Raw genomic sequence first — 17,129 nt, 5'->3', positions numbered from 1 at the left:
GTGTTATTCCTCAATTTCTACGAACTGGCCGTTTGCGTTCAGGGTGTACCAGGTGTCTGGCTTGATATCGTTCTCGCCGACCTTACTGGCACGTATGTGGAGCAGCTTTCCTTCTTCATCGCGGTAACAAAGAACGATCGCGCTGTTTGCGGATGCTCTGGCTTTCCCCTCGATACCGAAGGCCGCCGCCACCGATTCAGATCCGCTAACTTCGGCAGCGGACTGGTAGCCGGTGTTGCTGGCAGCGGAGCGGTTGCCGGTGTTGCTGGCAGCGGAGCGGTTGCCGGTGTTGCTGGCAGCGGACTGGTAGCCGGTGTTGCTGGCAGCGGAGCGGTTGCCGGTGTTGCTGGCAGCGGAGTAGTCGCCGGTGTTGCTGGCAGCGGAGTAGTCGCCGGTGTTGCTGGCAGCGGAGCGGTTGCCGGTGTTGCTGGCAGCGGAGCGGTTGCCGGTGTTGCTGGCAGCGGAGTAGTCGCCGGTGTTGCTGGCAGCGGAGTAGTCGCCGGTGTTGCTGGCAGCGGAGCGGTTGCCGGTGTTGCTGGCAGCGGAGCGGTTGCCGGTGTTGCTGGCAGCGGACTGGTAGCCGGTGTTGCTGGCAGCGGAGCGGTTGCCGGTGTTGCTGGCAGCGGAGTAGTCGCCGGTGTTGCTGGCAGCGGAGTAGTCGCCGGTGTTGCTGGCAGCGGAGTAGTCGCCGGTGTTGCTGGCAGCGGAGTAGTCGCCGGTGTTGCTGGCAGCGGAGTAGTCGCCGGTGTTGCTGGCAGCGGAGTAGTCGCCGGTGTTGCTGGCAGCGGAGTAGTCGCCGGTGTTGCTGGCAGCGGAGCGGTTGCCGGTGTTCGTCTGCTCGAGTGTCTTATCCACTCGGCTCCAAATCCACTCAATGGCGCGGGTCACCAGCTGGTGCACGGAAATTTCAGCCGAGATTGTGATTTTGGCGCTGGCGATTTTGCTGTCGCCACCATCCTCGCGGCTGACCTCACCCTCGGCCACTGTCTCGGCGTAGCGGCTTTCAGCAGGTGGGTAATAGCTGAAGCAGTCGAGCGGGTACTCACAGGAATGGAAGCCAGCGGCGCAGGCCTCTACTTTTCCCTGGTGCTCGTAGGTTTTGCCAATTTCGAACTGGAAGCCGCGGCAAGTGAGGTCCGTCTTGAAGCCTTTGAACGTTGTGATCTGCATTCTGTTATCTCGCTATATAAAGGACAAAAAAGGCAACGCACAGCAAACCCAGCGGGAACATCAGGCCGTGTGTTTTCGAGGTGTGGAAATCCGCACCGGTAAGGCGATACCGGTGTTGCATCTGCTTAAGAGAGTTCATTAGGGGTTACTCCTTTTACTATCGGGGAGCGCACGCGCCGCCAGCGGGCGAGGCATAGCGGTTGGCCGCATGCGCTCCCCGATAGAAAAAGGCCCCAGTGGACTGGGGCAAGTGGTACAAGCAAGGAATGGAGCGAGGGTTTAGCTCATGGTGAAACCCAGGTACCAAGCGATTCCTAGGGTTGCCAAATACAGTGTGAAGGTGATTTGTACTAGTCTGCGGCGACTTACTTTCATGGGGTTAACTCCTGCGAAAGTTATTGGTTACGTTGGCTCGGCATACGGGCGGCCAGCTCGTCGCGGCTGTCGCAGCTGAACATCTGGATGACATCGGCAAGGCTGGTCTTCTGCCGGTACATCACCAGGTCAGTGCCGCAGCGGTTTGGCATCTTGCGCACCTCGTCGGAGGTTAGAAGTTCCCAGAACTGGGCGGCTAACTCCGGCTCGTCTTTGGCGGCCAAGGCAATCTTCTGAATGGACTTCTTCACGCAAAATACGCAGTTCCCCAAGTGCTCGGCGATCTGCAGGTCGAAAGGCTGTTGCCGCCACCAATCCAGAACCTCAAATTTCCCTACATACGAAATCTCGGAAAGGTAGTTGAGGCCTTTGTTGACGTTGCTCTCTACCTTGGCCACGCAGCTTTCCAGCAGAGCCACAGGAACGTCGAAATCTTGGGAGAGGGCGATCTCTGCCCATTCCTTTGAGACAAAGCGCATTGCGCAGGCGGCCTGCGTGTAGGCTTCCTGTGTTTGCATCGGGTGCATCCCGGCTTTGAGCATGGCCTTGTGTAACTTGCCACCCCATAAGCGGGCAGGCTCGTCGGCGCGGATGCCGATCCAGGCTTGATAGTTCTTGCGGCCGTAGTGGTCGTCACAGTATTTAGTGAACGGCCCTAGCTTCATGCGGTCGGTGCAGAACTCGCCACTGACATACGGTGTGCCGTACTTCTTCAGCATGTCGCGCCACGGCGTCAGGTCGGGGCCGATTTCATCTAGGCTTATCACCCGGTAGCCGTTGGCCTTGCCCAGTTCGGGGTTAATGACGACCCGCAGACACACCAGGTCAATGCCCCAGTGCTCTACGATGTCGCGGATAAACTGATAGGTGGCCGGATGTTCGGCGCCCGTGTCCATGAAAATGAATTTGGTGTTCGGGTCCTTCTGGCGCATCGAGTCCGCAAGGTAGCCCGACGTGCGACCGCCCGATAAACTCACAACGTTGTACATAAGGACCTACTGCATGAGTTGGTTTAGGCTGTTAGTGCCTTGATGGCTGCCATTGCCCTATTGGGGTTAACGCTGCAATCCTCACGGACATTCTTACGAAGGGATGCCGCCCGAATGCCTAAGCGTTTTGCGTGCTGTTCAACAAGCTCGTCGCTGATCTGCTTAAAGGCTTCCAGTGCTGCGGCCTTGCGTTCGTTGAAGCTCAATGTATTAGCCTTGTGCGCCTCAGCCCTCATCGCTTTCTGGTCTGCGAGATAGGCGTCGAGTTCTTTGTGAAAGTCACCGCCACCGCGCTTATTCAGCGGTAGGTTTAACAAACCGTGGTCTAGAGACATTGCGTGTTACTCCTTTAGTGGTCTTGCCGAAACCCTCGCGCTAGGCAAGGGCAGCGGTAAGTTCACTGCGTTATCGGTTACATGATCTTTTCCTCTTGGTTGAGAAAGAGCGGGTCCAGTCGGTCACCCTCTGAAGGTGGCTGTTCGGTGATTGCATCGCTCACCAAGGGGCGTTTAACTTTCTGTTTTGAATTCCGTAAAATTCAATAATGGATTTATAACCAAACATGAATACCTTGTCAATTCAATTTTGAATTTGAACATGCAAAAAATTACCGCCTAAACTTGGCGGCAATCTTTAGCCCTTTAAATGTCAGTACGTTCCGTGTAATGAAGGCTTTGCTATACCGGCCACATACTGAATGCGTTCGACATCGTTGATAGGGAATCTAAGGGGAGGGTGTTCCTCGTTTACGGACATGACCAGCACCGCGCCGTCACGTTCATAGAGGAAGGTCTTGATCATCACTTGCTCGTCTTTGGTTACCAAGAGGACTTCATCGCCTGGTAGATACCCGTGGTTAGGCTCGATGACAACATACTCGCCATCTTTAATGCGGGGCTTCATTGAATCGCCCGTGCAGCGGAGTGCAAAGGCTTCGGGATCTGCTGATGGCCAGTTGACAAATCCATCGCCGTTATCGAGCGATACCCAATGTCCTTGGCTGCCTAGCTGGGCGCTCCCCATTACAGGGATCTTGGTAAATGCCACATCTTCGGCCTGACCGACGACGTTACCGTTGTTTGTTGCTGCCACGCGCAAATCCTTTTCCACCAAATCAGAAACCGTAATTTTGAAGTGATCGGCAACACGCTTGAGCAGGGTGTATTTAGGGTCTTGGTTTTCTCCTGACATCAACCTGTGGAACGTTGGCTGAGGGATGCGTATGAGTTTTGCCAAGTCTGCGACCGTAGCAATACCGTTCTTTTGCATGAGGTGGTTGATGTTGGAAATGGCCTGATCTGTTGTGTGGTGCATGGCTATACCTTTAGCTCGTTTAAGTTATGGCCGATTATTCTATAGTGAATATTCTACACTGGCATTGAATTCAAATCTGAATTAGAGTTAAATCCATAGTTGAATTCAAAAGCAGTGAGGAAATCACCCATGCAACCCCTTACACCCAAAGAAATAGTGCAATCACTTGTCGAGTTAGGCCTCACGCAACTAGATATCCGTCGTGAGACTGGCATCAGCCAAGCTTCTATAAGCCGAATCCTAACGGGCAAACTTGCCGATCCTCGAGTTTCAGTAGCTCAGGCACTTCGTGATCTCCATAACAAAGTGAAAGAAAAATCGCTCGAAGAAAAGGCGTAGCCCATGCCCAAACAACAAAATTGGGGCGCTGCGCCTGACGATTGGCTTCATTTTTCGTTTGTGCTTGGCCTGACCCCTGATCTGCTGCCGGTGGTATCGCGCCCTGATGCGCCGATCTCACCGACCAGCAAACTGAAGACTACAGGCAAGACGCCGAGCCATTACAACGGCATGCGCCAGGTCGCTGGTATCAAAGACTGGACATCGCACACCGGTACCGATGGCGAGGTGGCCCGATGGTCGAAAGAACCTGATTACGGCATCCTGCTGCAGACGCGTACTGTCCGCGCCCTGGATGTAGACGTGTCCGATCAGGACCTGGCCAACGATGTGCTGGCCGCTGTCACCAGCGTTATTGGCTCACTGCCAAAGCGTATGCGCAGCAACAGCCCTAAATTCCTGCTGGCGTTCCAGCTGGATGGCCAACACTCCAAACGCATCCTGCGCACTGCCCACGGCAATATCGAGTTCCTGGCCAACGGTCAGCAGTTCGTTGCCCTCGGTACCCATCCGAGCGGTGCACGGTACGAATGGGAAGGCGGTCTGCCTGACGACATCCCAACGCTGACCACTGACGACTTCAACATGCTGTGGCAACTGCTCGAGCAGCGCTTTGCTATAGCAGAAAGCATCATCGAGAAGGAAGGGCGCACGCGCGACCGTTCTGGCCGCGATGCGGGCGCCACAGACGAGACGGCTGATTATCTGGATGCTCACGACTGGACACTGGAGTGGGGCAGCGCTGGCGAGCGTTACATACGTTGCCCGTTCGAAGATGGCCACAGCAGTGTGAGCAACGACAACACCGCAACAGCTTACTTCCCGGCTGGGACCGGTGGTTTTGAACAAGGCCATTTCCGTTGTCTGCACGCCAGCTGCGCCCACCGCAATGATGGTGATTACCTGAATGCCATCGGCGTACGGGATAACGACTTCGACGTGGTACCGCTCGAGCCTGCCGAAAAGCCACCGCTGCCTGCGTTCGTCCGCAACGAAAAGACGGGGATGATCAAGGCCACTATCGACAACGCTGCCAAGGCGGTGATGCGTGCTGACTTCTGTGGCGTGCAGATACGCTTCGACCAGTTCCGCGACGAGATCATGTTCGCCCCTGATAACAGCGATCAGTGGCAGGCCTTTGGCGATGCGGATTACTCACGTTTGCGCATTACCCTGGAGCGCCGCAGTTTTGAGGCGGTGGGCAAGGAGCTGATCCGCGACGTGGTGATGCTGGCCGCCGACGAGCAGCCGTTCGATAGCGCCGTTACCTGGCTGGAGTCGCTCAAGTGGGACGGGGTGCCGCGCGTCGATACCTTCTTCCAACATTACTTTGGCGTTGAGCCTTCGGCATACTGCCGTGCGGTGTCCCTTTACACCTGGACAGCGCTGGCCGGCAGGGTGCTGACCCCTGGCTGCAAAGCGGACATGGTGCCTATTCTCGTCGGCCCGCAGGGCTGTGGTAAGTCCACCGGGGTGGCTGCGCTGTCGCCCGATCCGTCCTTCTTCACCGAGATATCGTTCGCAGAGAAAGACGATGACCTGGCGCGCAAGATGCGTGGTCGCCTCGTGGCCGAGATAGGCGAGTTACGTGGTCTGCACACCAAAGAGCTGGAATCCATCAAGGCCTTTATCACCCGTACGCACGAGAACTGGATCCCCAAGTATCGGGAGTTTGCTACCCAGTTCCCGCGCCGCCTGGTGTTCATCGGTACCACCAATCAGGACGAATTCCTTGCTGACGACACCGGTAACCGGCGGTGGTTGCCGCTGCGCGTCGGTCAAGTGCAGGTAGATCAGCTAAAAAAGGATGTTTTACAGCTGTGGGCGGAGGCCAGAGAGGTGTTTAAACGCCTTGGTGGCGTCCAGTTCCACGATGCGGAGACACTCGGCGTAGCGGAGCATGAGCAGCACACTATCAAGGATGCATGGCTCGAAATCGTCGAGAGCTGGCTTGACGCCCCCGACATGATGACTGATGAAATCCCACGAACCCGCGATTTTTTACGTGCAGCGGACGTTCTGCGCGATGCAATCGGCCTCGACCCTAGGAGCATTGGGAAGCGCGAAGAAATGCGAATCAGTAATGTTTTGCAAAATTGCGGCTACAAAAAGGCTCGCATGTCGGTGGAAGGCAAGCAGCAACGTGTGTTTTTGGCAGATAAGACAACCTGCTGACAACCTCAAACAGTAGGTTGTCTGGTTTTAACTTATTGAATATTTGAATTAAAGACAACCTAGACAACCTAGACAACCTTATTACTAGAAACCCCATATATATATATAAGTCGTTCAGAGGAAAGGTAAGGAAGTTGGTTGTCTAGGTTGGCTGAGGTTGTCTAGGCACTGAACCTGTAATTTTTTGCAGGTTACGAATAACAAAGAGCAGTCCGCAGCGCGTGCCACAGATAACCGGCACACCCCGGCGGGCTGAATTGCAAAAAAGATTATGTTTGATGAGGTCGCGACGAATGCGCAGAAATATGCAACTTGTACTTGAACGATGGGGCCGCTGGGCGGTCAGTGAAGAAAAATGCACATCGGTCGATTGGCCTTCCATGTCTGTGACACCTGCACAGGTTCCTGTCGGTGGTGGCCAGTCATGTAGCGATGACGATGGGCTGATGATCGACGGCTGCATCGCCAGGCTGAAGGCTGTACGCCAGGAGGAAGAGATCTTGATGTTAGGCCTACGCTACATAGCCCGCAGTTCTCAGCGTGACATAGCGGCCGCTGTGGGCCTTCCTCGGGCTGCTGTTGAACGCCACCTGCAATCGGCGACCAACTTTGTCGAGGGCTGTTTGGCTGCGCTTGATGTGCCGCTCGATATGGATCCGGAGGTGGCCGAGATAAAAATAGTTGTGGCTAGCCAGAAACCTATGCTATACCTGTAGCGTGCAAGAGTTGTATTTGCACTGACCTCATTCACAAGGCCTCGCTAATCGCGGGGCTTTGCTGTTTCTAGAGGCCACAACGGACAGGGCATTCAGCAGCCACCGGTCCCAGAACGGTAGTTGTGATGGTAACGCATCAGAGTGCTCTTTCTGTTGTGGTGAATGCGCAGGCTGATGCGCAGGTGCGGCTGTTTAATCAGTGAGAATTGGAATACGTGCCACCGTCCAACGCCGGAGATCAGCACCGGCCACCACAACAGCAAAACCGCCACAAATAGCCGTTCCAGCCAATAAAACGGCTATGCAAAACACACCCTGTTTTATGCATGGTTTATGCAGTCCGATTTGCACCACATCGGCCAGAAGATTGCAGGAAACGCAGCGTTGGACGTGATTGCACAGCGAGTGCCGATCCGTCGGTGCGCAAAACGGCCATTATGTTAAAAAGTCCTCAGAATCCCCAATTTTCAATGCGAAGCGCCATCCACTTAATCAACGTACCCCGAACACCGTAGGGGGTGTGGTCGGTACCTTGACGGGTGGCGCTCCGCATTGAAAATAACACTCATGGCCCTGGCTTAATCGCTGGGGCTTTTTGCATTTAGCCCATCGCCAAAACAGTCAACCACTGCAAACACATTCTATCGCCGAGTGACTACGGCGATGCGGCTAACCGATTTTACAACAGCGCACACCCCGGCCGTCGGGAGGTGGAGATTATGAAGATGGACGACAGATACAGCAACGCGACATACAGCAGTGCTGGTCTTGCCGCCTTCTTTGCCAGCTTATCACTGCAAGATTGGGGATTTATTATCGGCGTGGCGTTCAGTATTGCGCTCGGTATCCTGACTTATCGGCTGAATCGGCGAGAGCAAATGAAGCGGACCAGAATACTGCAAGAAATCAGCGATAAGACAAACCCAATCAACCCATCAGCCACCGTGCAAGTTATTGCCGAACTGGGCGTCAAGGCCCCGAAGGAGATTTAACATGCGCGAAGGATTGCTGAGAAAGCTATCGCCCTATATGGCCAGCGGTGCCCTTGTAATTGCGGGGCTGATGCTGGGCGGGAAAGATGGGTTAGAAGGCCGTGAGTATGTTCCCTACCGTGATGTCGTCGGTGTCTTGACTGTATGCGATGGCCACACCGGCGGAGACATCACACCCGGCAGGCGCTACACAGACAAAGAGTGCGATGCTTTGCTGAATGCCGATCTGCGGGCGGTAGCCGCTGGCGTCGATCCCTATATCCGTTCGGACATCAGTAACACGCAGCGCGCGGCGATCTACTCATTTGCCTACAACGTTGGTGTGACTGCGTTCCGCAACTCAACGATGCTGAAGAAAATTAACGCAGGTGACCAGAAGGGCGCTTGTGCTGAGCTCCACCGGTGGACTTACGCCGGGGGTAAGCAATGGAAAGGCTTGATGAACCGCAGAGCCATTGAGCATGAGGTTTGCACCTGGGGGCCGCAATGAACAAAGCGGCCATTGCGATTGTCGCCGTGGTGCTCAGCCTACTTGCGTATTTCGCTATCAGCAACCAGGGGCTGCGCCATGAGCGTGACGATTTGCAGAAAGCCAACGGTCAGTTGACCGGCCAGATCGAATGGCAGAACAGCACACAACGTGCAGTGGCCGCCATCGATGAGAATCGCACCAGGGAATTGAACGATGCGAAGAATCAGATCGCTGATCTGCAGCGTGATGTTGCCGCTGGCACTCGCAAGCTGCGCGTTACCGCCACGTGCCCAACCGGCACCACCGCCAGCGTGGCTGATGGCACCAGCCCCAGACTTACAGACGCCGCTCAACGGGATTATTTCCGTCTCAGAGAGCGAATCGAAATAGCACGCAGCCAGATAGCTGGTTTGCAGGACTACATCCGCAACGTGTGCTTAACCCCTACGAGGATCAACCAATGACCGAACAGGCCATCGAACAAGCAATTCAGGCTGCTGGCAAAACAGCACCGCGCATTACCCCGCAGCACATTGAAAGCGTCATCGTCAGCGAGCACTACTTCACCGCTGCGGACGGCGTGGCAGGTGTACACGCTCCAACTGCCGAGCGCTATCCCGCTGAGACCACTCCACAGCTGGAACTGCTTACCTTCTGTGTCCTGGTGCTGCGCAATGGCTTCACGGTAACCGGTGAGAGCGCCTGCGCCAGCCCTGAAAACTTCGACCCAGTGATCGGCAAGCAGATTGCACGCGAGAATGCGCGCAACAAGATCTGGCAGTTGGAAGGCTATCTGCTGAAACAAAAGCTTAGTGAAAGTTAAGAGCATTACAGAAGCCATTCGCTGAGTGGCTTCGATAATGACACCGGCGCGGCCCTGTGGCCGTCTTATCAATCAGGGACGCCGTTCTGACATGGATTATGTCGTACCACACAGGAGGCCCCCGCGTGGAAATTACCGAAATGACTGAACTACAGGCAATGAACCTGGATATTTTCAAACTGGTGCTCAGCGACACAGCGGCCGCAGAGAAGGCGATCACCTTCATCGCTGGCGACAAGCTGCGTTATGAGCTGTTCAAAGATGCCTACGCTCGCGTCCAGAGCGAAACTGGCGTTGTAGCGCGTACCGAGAAGGCGATCCGCCTGGCCGAAGAAGCGCAGGATCTGTTCCAAGTTAAATGAGGTGCTGAATGTCTAACCCATGGCCTGCCTTCACTGGCAATAACGAAATCGTCAACGCTGTTGCAATCTCCACTATTCGCCAGTTGACCAATGGTTATGGCGATATCACCCCAACAGGCGGATTTACCGTCGTATCTGTGACTGACACCTTCATGCGCCAATGGTCGCCTGTAGTTGGCGGTTACCTGGTGCAACGCGCAGGTGCGCCGCTGTTCTACATGGCGAAGACAGCTTTCGAAGCCGTGTACACACAGCAGGGTACAGGAACCGCCTGGGCAGATATCAGTGGCAAACCGTCTACCTTTGCCCCGACTATCGGCACCACAGCGACCACCGCAATGGCGGGCAACAAGACGCCAACGACAACAGACCGTGGTGGCGTTCTCCAGCAGTCGGCGATCACTGCGCTTACCGATTCGTCTGGTGGCACCTCAGGTGGCAATACGGTAGCGGTAATCCCAGCTGCAACCGCAGCGACGACGGACGCAACCGCGGCCTCTCTTACTTCTACCAACGCGGCGATCACCGCCATCAAAAACGATGTAGCCACGCTGGCCGCCAAAGTAAACGCATCACTGGCCGCCACCAAAGCAGCAGGTGTTACCGCGTAAACCCCAGGTGAAACATGGCAAAGAAACTCAACCCACGGAAAGAGCTCTTTTGCCGCGAATACATCATCGATCTGAAAGCAGCACCGGCAGCAGAGCGGGCAGGGTATAGCCAACGCTCTGCCTGCAACATCGGTCCGCGCTTGATGACTGAACCGGAAGTCCTCGCACGCATTGACGAACTGAAGCGCGAACGACTCGCGCAGCTTGGCGTTGATGCCAATTACGTGCTGTTGCGTCTGGTTGAGATCGACCAGATGGACGCGGCAGACATCTTTAATCCCGATGGCAGCATCAAACCGATCGCCGAGTGGCCGCCAGTGTGGCGTCGCTACCTCAGCGGCTTTGACCTGTCGGAAATGTTCGAAGGCCGAGGCGAAGACCGCGAAATGGTTGGCTTCCTCAAGAAGATCAAATGGCCTGACAAAGTCCGCAACCTTGAGCTGATTGGCAAACACATCAGCGTGCAGGCCTTCAAAGACAAAGTGGAAACGGAAGATGTCACCCCGGTGAAAGCCGATCGGGATTCTCGCCGTTCGCGTATTCAGGAGTTACTTGCCCGTGGTAGAAGCAGCGATAAATCTTGACGACCTGACCGACGAGGAGCAGGCCGAACTGCTCAACTTGTTGGAAGAGGAAGACGAGTATCGCCGCACTCACTCCCTGTTCTTTTACTCCCCTTACGATAAGCAACGCGAGTTTCTGGACGCTGGCAGCGAGTACACCGAGCGCACCTTCATGGCCGGTAACCAGTTGGGTAAATCCTTCACTGGCGGGGCCGAGGTATCGTTCCACCTGACAGGGCGCTACCCGGGCACCGCAGGTTACCCCGAAGATGGCGCGTATGAGGGTGATTGGCAGGGGCGACGCTTCAATGAGCCAGTGGTCTTCTGGGTTGGTGGTGAGACCAACGAAACGGTAACAAAGACCACTCAGCGTATTCTCTGCGGCCGTATCGAAGAGAATGACGAGCCAGGCTACGGCCTGATCCCGAAAGAAGACATTATCAGCTGGAAGAAATCTCCATTCTTCCCGAACCTGGTTGACCATCTGCTTGTCCGCCACCACTCGGCGAACGGCGTCGAAGATGGCATGTCAATCTGCTATTTCAAACCCTATTCGCAGGGCCGTGCGCGCTGGCAAGGTGACACAATTCACGGTGTCTGGTTCGACGAAGAACCACCCTACAGCATCTATTCGGAAGGGCTGACCCGTACAAACAAATACGGTCAGTTCTCCCTGCTGACGTTTACCCCACTGATGGGGATGTCAAACGTTGTTATCAAGTTCCTGAAGAATCCGAGCAAGTCGCAAAAAGTCGTCACCATGACGATTGCCGACGCTAAGCATTATTCGGATGAGGAACGCGAGCGGATCATCGCTTCATACCCAGAGCACGAACGCGACGCCCGAGCGAAGGGCATCCCGACCATGGGCAGCGGTCGCATATTCCAGATCCCCGAAGAAACTATCAAGTGTCAGCCATTCGAGTGTCCAGATCACTTCTATGTCATCAACGGCATGGACTTCGGTTGGGACCACCCGCAGGCACATGTCCAGCTGTGGTGGGATAAAGACGCAGACATCATCTACGTCGCTAGGGTTTGGAAGAAGAGCGAGAAGAAGGCGGTGGAAGCCTGGAGCGCGGTCAAGACCTGGAACAAAGGCATTCCTGTGGCGTGGCCTCCTGATGGTCTACAGCACGAAAAAGGCGGCGGCAAGCAGCTTAAGGTGCAATACGCCGAGGCTGGTTTCGCCATGCTGAAAGACCATGCTACCTGGACAGATGGCGGGGTATCGGTCGAAGCCGGCCTGCAGGAAATGCGCGACCGGATGGAAGAGGGCAAATGGAAGGTGTTCAACACCTGCGAGCCATTCTTCGATGAGTTCCGCCTCTATCACCGCGATGACAACGGCCAGATCGTCAAGCTGAACGACGACATTCTTTCCGCTGCTAGATACGGCTACATGATGCGCCGTTTTGCGAAAACCATGCGCGATATCAGAAAGCCTAAAGAGAAGAAAATCCCAGCGCCAATACGGCCTATTTCACGTCCCACGAGGTAGATGATGGCTGACAACGACAAGCAGCAGGACAGGCTGCAAACAATCCTGTGCACGTTTGACAGGGATTGGATGTCTAGCGACGAAGCCAGAACCGAAGCGACCAACGACCTGTATTTTTCGCGAGTGTCGCAGTGGGATGACTGGCTATCAAATTACACAACATTGCAGTATCGCGGGCAGTTTGATGTTGTCCGCCCGATAGTGCGCAAGCTGGTTGCAGAAATGCGCCAAAACCCGATCGACGTGCTTTACCGGCCTAAAGATGGCGCTGATCCGGATGCGGCAGACACCCTTATGGGGATGTACCGCACCGACATGCGGCACAACTCAGCCAAGATCGCCGTCAACGTGGCCGTGCGCGAACAAATCGAGGCTGGTGTGGGCCATTGGCGCTTAGTAACCGAGCACGAAGACCAGGACCCAACCAGCAATAACCAGATTATCCGCCGGGTGCCGATCCACGAATCCAACTCCCATGTGGTATGGGACAGCAACGCCAAGCAGATGGACAAGAGCGATGCGTGGCACGTCACCCTGATCAGTGCCTTAAGCATTGGCGGGTGGGAGAAGTTTGCAGAGGATAACGGCTTCGACCCTGATGTTATTCCCGACTTCCAAAGTCCTGACGCCAATTGGATATTTCCTTGGCTGACCAAAGACGTGGTGTACATCGGTGAATATTACGAGGTCGAAGAGAAGAAAGAGACCGTGTTTATCTATCAGGATCCCCTGACAGGCGAACCGGTGAGCTACTTCAAGCGCGATATCAAAGACGTGATCGACGACCTGGCCGAACGTGGAATGCAGAAGGTTGCAGAGCGCAAGGTAAAGCGCCGCCGCGTCTATAAGTCGATTATCACATCCTCAGCCATCCTGAAAGACCGTGAACTAATCGCGGGCGAGCACCTGCCAATCGTGCCTGTGTACGGCGAGTGGGGCTTTGCGGGGGATAAAGAGGTTTACGAAGGCGTGGTGCGGCTTTGCAAAGATGCGCAGCGCCTTCGCAACTTCATTCTTTCTGCCGGCGCCGACACTGTCGCCAAATCGCCAACGAAGAAGCCATTCTTCTGGCCAGAACAGATCGCCGGGTACGAGCACATGTATAGCGGGGTAGATGATTACCCTTACTACCTGATGAACCGTACCGACGAGAACAACGGCGATCTGCCCGCGCAGCCTATTGCGTACATGGAAAACCCCGAGATGGCACAGGCTAACGTGCTTATGCTCCAGGCGGCCACCGATGCAGTTAATCAGGTGTCCAACCTGGGCGTAAGCGCTGATGCTGTCAACGGCAACCAGGTGGCTTTTGACACCGTCAATCAGCTGAACATGCGCGCTGACCTGGAAACCTATGTGTTTCAAGACAACCTTGCCACGGCCATGCGCCGCGATGGTGAGATCTACGCCGCGATGGTCAACGACATCTACGACGTGCCGCGCACGGTGATGCTCACCATGCCCGATGGCAGCGAGAAAGAAGTCGAATTGCTATCCCAGGTGGTGGACTACCAAAACGGCCAGGTGGTCACTCTCAACGACATTCGCGGCCGGTATGAAACCTATACCGACGTGGGGCCATCCTTCCAGTCGATGAAGGCGCAGAACAGGGCAGAGATTAAGGAGTTGCTCGGGGACATCCCCGTAGAAGCCCCTGAGTGGAAAATGCTCCTGCTTCAATACTTCACGCTGCTCGATGGCAAAGGCGTCGAGATGATGCGCGAATACGCCAACAAACAGCTGGTGCTGATGGGCCTGAAGAAACCTGAAACGCCAGAGGAAGAACAGGCGCTGCAGGAAGCCCAACAGCAGCAACAGAATCAGCAGGATCCGAACAATCTTATCGCGCAGGCGCAGATGGTTGCAGCACAGGCCGAAGTGCAGAAGGCGCAGAACGAGACCATTCAGATCCAGGCTAGAGCCCAGAACGACACCGTTCAAAACCAGATTAAAGCATTTACCGCACAACAGGATGCAATGGAATCCCAAGCCAACACCGTCTGGAAGCTTGCTCAGGCTCGCAACATAGACGACAAGGCCGTGATGGATGCCATCAAACTGCTGAGCGAGGTTGCCTCCAAGCAACAACAAAACATCCCCACCGGCAATACCGCCGAGATCCCTCGAACCATGTGAGAGAGTTAAACACCATGAGCGAAACCACCGAAATTCAGGCAACTGAAGAATTAGACCTGTCCGGCTCACAAGCAGCGGCATCTGCTGTCGAGTTACCTGTCGAGAATGCCAACGACGGCTCAGGCCAGGATGAAGGCTTCGATATTGTCCTGAAGGACGATGAGAAACCCAAGCAGGATCATGAAACCAATAAACAGTTTGCTGCCCGTCGTGTAGAGCGTAAACGCCAGCGCGAACTGGAGCAGCAAATGGCCGCAGTGCAGCGCGGCGAGGTTCCTGAAAACCTGCGGGTTACTCCCGAGTTACCAAAGCAGCCAGAGTATAACGACTTCCTATCCGACGAGGCCTTGGCCAAGTACGGGTTTGATAGTTCGGTTGCCCTGGCTGCTTTCAACGCTGCCCAGTCTGATTGGCAGATGAAATCTCTGGACGCCCGCAGCAATGCAGTAGCGGCGCAGAGCCTTAAAACTCAGGAGTTCACCCAACAATCACAACAGGCTGTTGAGGCTGCGCGTAAGCACTATGACGCCGCGGATAAATTGAACCTGCCTGATTACCAGGAAAAAGAGGAAGTGTTCCGCAGTGTCGTCCCTCCGGGTGTCGATATGCAGATCATGCGCCTATTCCCTGAGAAGTCGGCGGCAGTGATGTATCACCTGGGAGCGAACCCAGAGAAAGCCCGCCGAATTTTGGCCCTCGACAGTCAGTCTGCACTGATCGAACTCACTCGATTGGCAGACAGTTTAACTCTCAAACCGCGTGGTAAGCAGCTTTCCAACGCCCCGGCAGCAGATGAGCCCCTCCAGGGCCACGCAGCCGCCGCAAACCTCAGCGCGCTTCAAAAGCAGATGGAAGCGGCATCGCTAAAAGGCGATGTGGACACTTACCGCAAGTTAAAACAAAAGCTTAAGGAATCTCGATAATGACTCTTAAAGAAGGCCAACTGGTCACCTTCGCCATCGATGAAATCATCGAAACCGTTGAGAACATGACGCCGATGGCGCAGAAGGTGAATAAGTACACCCCGCCAGGTGCATCGATGCAGCGTTCTGGTAACACCGTTTGGATGCCCGTAGAGCAGGAAGCCCCGACGCAATCCGGTTGGGATCTGACTGGCAAAGAAACTGGCGTGTTGGAACTGGCCGTGAAGTGCAACATGGGCGTTCCTGATAACGACTTTTTCCAACTGCGTGCGGATGATCTGCGTGATGAGCGCGCCTACCGCAACCGTATCAAAGCTTCTGCCCTGAAGCTTGCCAACAACGTGGAATCAGCGATCGCGCAGCAGGCTGTCGATATGGGCTCGTTGGTTGTCACCAACCCTCAGCCGATCGGTACCACTGCCGGTAGTGGTTGGGATTTTGTGGCGGATGCTGAAGCGTTGATGTTCTCCCGCGAACTCAACCGTAGTGCAGGCCTGTCCTACTTCTTCAACCCGAACGACTATAAGCGCGCTGGTCATGACCTTATTAACCGCGATATGTTCGGCCGGATCCCTGAAGAGGCTTACAAGAACGGTACCATTCAGCGTCAGGTTGCAGGTTTTGATGACATCATGCGTTCCCCGAAACTGCCAACGCTGGCGGCATCTACTGCCACAGGGCTGACCGTAGCTGGTGCGCAGAAGTTCAAGCCAGAAGCTGGCACCACCGATGCCGACGGCAACCCGGAAAACATCGATAACCGCATCGCAGTGGTAAAGTTGAGTGCGGGCACAGGGCTGAAACGTGGCGATAAGATTTCTTTCGCTGGCATTAAATTCTTGTCTCAAATGGCCAAGAACGTGCTGACGCAAGACGCCACCTTTACCGTCGTTGCGGTCAACGGTGCGAACGTGACGATCTCACCTAAGCCTGTTGCACTGGATGACACCACGCTGCTGGCTGAAGAACGAGCGTACGCCAACGTTAACACCTCTTTGGCTAACCTGATGGCGGTCAACATCCTGAACGTCAAAACGGCGACAGCCAACGTGTTCTGGGCAGATGATTCTATCCGCCTGGTATCACAACCGCTGCCAGTTACGCACGAGCTGTTCGCAGGCATGAAAACCCAGTCGTTCAACATCCCGGGTGTGGGTATCAACGGTATTTTCGCAACGCAGGGCGATATCTCAACCCTGACGGGCAAGTGCCGTGTTGCGCTGTGGTATGCAGCGTGTGCGGTGCGTCCAGAAGCGATCGGCGTCGGTCTGTCTAATCAGACCGCTTAACCAACTGAAAAGGGGCTTCGGTCCCTTTTTCTATTGAGGTGATTCATGGGACAGATGATTTACAGACACGGTGGCGAAACGCTGGTGTGGGGCTTGAAGGTTGAAACTAAGGTCGTAGAGCCTGAAGAGCTGGACGAGCACCTGGCGGACGGTTGGCTTGATCATCCTTCGCAGTTGTTTGAAAAGCTTGCAGAGCCAGAGCCAGAGCCAGAGCCAGAGCCAGAGCCAGAGCCAGAGCCAGAGCCAGAGCCAGAGCCAGAACCAGAACCAGAGCCAGAGCCAGAGCCAGAGCCAGAACCAGAGCCTAAAGCGACCAAACCTCGCGGCGGTAAGAAGACTGCCCAGGCAAGCGCTGAAGACTTCGTATAACCCGGGTAGG

The 17,129-nt window shown here is 55.2% G+C and carries 20 protein-coding genes; 15 read left to right on the top strand and 5 right to left on the bottom strand.

From position 1 onward, the window contains the following. Positions 1–3: 3 nt before the first annotated feature. The 4 genes from KGP26_RS15415 to KGP26_RS15400 form a co-directional block, all read right to left on the bottom strand. Positions 4–1,170, bottom strand: a complete 1,167-nt coding sequence (locus KGP26_RS15415; protein ID WP_223664237.1) for a hypothetical protein — start codon at positions 1,168–1,170, stop codon at positions 4–6. Between the two features lie 395 nt (positions 1,171–1,565). Next, positions 1,566–2,534, bottom strand: coding sequence for a phosphoadenosine phosphosulfate reductase family protein (locus KGP26_RS15410; protein ID WP_223664235.1), 969 nt, complete (start codon positions 2,532–2,534; stop codon positions 1,566–1,568). A 23-nt stretch (positions 2,535–2,557) separates the two neighbouring features. Then, a complete protein-coding gene (locus tag KGP26_RS15405) occupies positions 2,558–2,869 on the bottom strand; it encodes a hypothetical protein (protein WP_223664234.1) in 312 nt (103 codons plus the stop codon). Between the two features lie 313 nt (positions 2,870–3,182). Beyond that, on the bottom strand, positions 3,183–3,848 hold the full coding sequence (locus KGP26_RS15400) for a S24 family peptidase (protein ID WP_223664233.1): 666 nt from the start codon (positions 3,846–3,848) through the stop codon (positions 3,183–3,185). Between the two features lie 129 nt (positions 3,849–3,977). On the opposite strand from KGP26_RS15400, the gene KGP26_RS15395 reads away from it, so the two are divergent. The 3 genes from KGP26_RS15395 (at position 3,978) to KGP26_RS15385 (ending at position 7,078) form a co-directional block, all read left to right on the top strand. Next, positions 3,978–4,187, top strand: a complete 210-nt coding sequence (locus tag KGP26_RS15395) for a helix-turn-helix transcriptional regulator (protein WP_223664232.1) — start codon at positions 3,978–3,980, stop codon at positions 4,185–4,187. A gap of 3 nt (positions 4,188–4,190) precedes the next feature. Beyond that, positions 4,191–6,362 (top strand): VapE domain-containing protein, encoded by a 2,172-nt coding sequence (locus KGP26_RS15390; protein WP_223664231.1) that lies wholly within the window; start codon positions 4,191–4,193, stop codon positions 6,360–6,362. Positions 6,363–6,667: 305 nt separating this feature from the next. Next, positions 6,668–7,078 carry an antiterminator Q family protein gene (locus KGP26_RS15385; RefSeq protein ID WP_245399440.1) on the top strand — a complete coding sequence of 137 codons (411 nt, stop codon included), beginning with the start codon at positions 6,668–6,670 and terminating at the stop codon, positions 7,076–7,078. Between the two features lie 92 nt (positions 7,079–7,170). Here the strand turns inward: KGP26_RS15385 and KGP26_RS15380 are convergent, their stop codons facing one another. Beyond that, positions 7,171–7,350, bottom strand: a complete 180-nt coding sequence (locus KGP26_RS15380; protein ID WP_223664229.1) for a hypothetical protein — start codon at positions 7,348–7,350, stop codon at positions 7,171–7,173. A gap of 447 nt (positions 7,351–7,797) precedes the next feature. Between KGP26_RS15380 and KGP26_RS15375 the strand changes: the two genes are divergently transcribed. The 12 genes from KGP26_RS15375 to KGP26_RS15315 all read left to right on the top strand — a co-directional run bounded on the left by KGP26_RS15375 (position 7,798) and on the right by KGP26_RS15315 (position 17,119). After that, positions 7,798–8,070, top strand: a complete 273-nt coding sequence (locus tag KGP26_RS15375; RefSeq protein WP_223664227.1) for a phage holin family protein — start codon at positions 7,798–7,800, stop codon at positions 8,068–8,070. Between the two features lies 1 nt (position 8,071). Further along, entirely contained in the window at positions 8,072–8,560 is a 489-nt protein-coding gene (locus KGP26_RS15370) for a lysozyme (protein ID WP_223664225.1), read from the top strand. Then, on the top strand, positions 8,557–9,006 hold the full coding sequence (locus tag KGP26_RS30270; RefSeq protein ID WP_245399439.1) for a lysis protein: 450 nt from the start codon (positions 8,557–8,559) through the stop codon (positions 9,004–9,006). The genes KGP26_RS15370 and KGP26_RS30270 overlap by 4 nt, the downstream gene beginning before the upstream one ends. After that, the gene (locus KGP26_RS15355; RefSeq protein ID WP_223664224.1) at positions 9,003–9,365 is read left to right on the top strand and encodes a Gp49 family protein; all 363 of its coding nucleotides are present in this window, start codon (positions 9,003–9,005) and stop codon (positions 9,363–9,365) included. The genes KGP26_RS30270 and KGP26_RS15355 overlap by 4 nt, the downstream gene beginning before the upstream one ends. 125 nt (positions 9,366–9,490) lie before the next feature. Continuing rightward, entirely contained in the window at positions 9,491–9,727 is a 237-nt protein-coding gene (locus KGP26_RS15350) for a DUF2560 family protein (protein WP_223664223.1), read from the top strand. Positions 9,728–9,735: 8 nt separating this feature from the next. Further along, positions 9,736–10,338 carry a hypothetical protein gene (locus KGP26_RS15345; protein WP_223664222.1) on the top strand — a complete coding sequence of 201 codons (603 nt, stop codon included), beginning with the start codon at positions 9,736–9,738 and terminating at the stop codon, positions 10,336–10,338. A gap of 14 nt (positions 10,339–10,352) precedes the next feature. Then, positions 10,353–10,922 carry a terminase small subunit gene (locus tag KGP26_RS15340; RefSeq protein WP_223664221.1) on the top strand — a complete coding sequence of 190 codons (570 nt, stop codon included), beginning with the start codon at positions 10,353–10,355 and terminating at the stop codon, positions 10,920–10,922. Further along, entirely contained in the window at positions 10,897–12,402 is a 1,506-nt protein-coding gene (locus KGP26_RS15335) for a terminase large subunit domain-containing protein (RefSeq protein WP_223664220.1), read from the top strand. Before KGP26_RS15340 ends, KGP26_RS15335 begins: the two co-directional genes overlap by 26 nt. Before the next feature lie 3 nt (positions 12,403–12,405). Further along, positions 12,406–14,538, top strand: coding sequence for a portal protein (locus KGP26_RS15330; protein ID WP_223665659.1), 2,133 nt, complete (start codon positions 12,406–12,408; stop codon positions 14,536–14,538). A gap of 14 nt (positions 14,539–14,552) precedes the next feature. Next, positions 14,553–15,461, top strand: coding sequence for a scaffolding protein (locus KGP26_RS15325; protein ID WP_223664219.1), 909 nt, complete (start codon positions 14,553–14,555; stop codon positions 15,459–15,461). Beyond that, positions 15,461–16,750 (top strand): P22 phage major capsid protein family protein, encoded by a 1,290-nt coding sequence (locus KGP26_RS15320; protein WP_223664217.1) that lies wholly within the window; start codon positions 15,461–15,463, stop codon positions 16,748–16,750. Before KGP26_RS15325 ends, KGP26_RS15320 begins: the two co-directional genes overlap by 1 nt. 45 nt (positions 16,751–16,795) lie before the next feature. Continuing rightward, positions 16,796–17,119: a hypothetical protein gene (locus tag KGP26_RS15315; RefSeq protein WP_223664215.1), complete on the top strand. Its 324-nt coding sequence runs from the start codon at positions 16,796–16,798 to the stop codon at positions 17,117–17,119. Positions 17,120–17,129 lie beyond the last annotated feature (10 nt).

The sequence above is a fragment of the Serratia sp. JSRIV002 genome, from assembly GCF_019968725.1.
Classification (GTDB): Bacteria; Pseudomonadota; Gammaproteobacteria; order Enterobacterales; family Enterobacteriaceae; genus Chania; species Chania fonticola_B.
The sequence above is the reverse complement of the archived record's forward strand: the minus strand, read 5'-3'. Positions and strand labels throughout refer to the sequence as shown.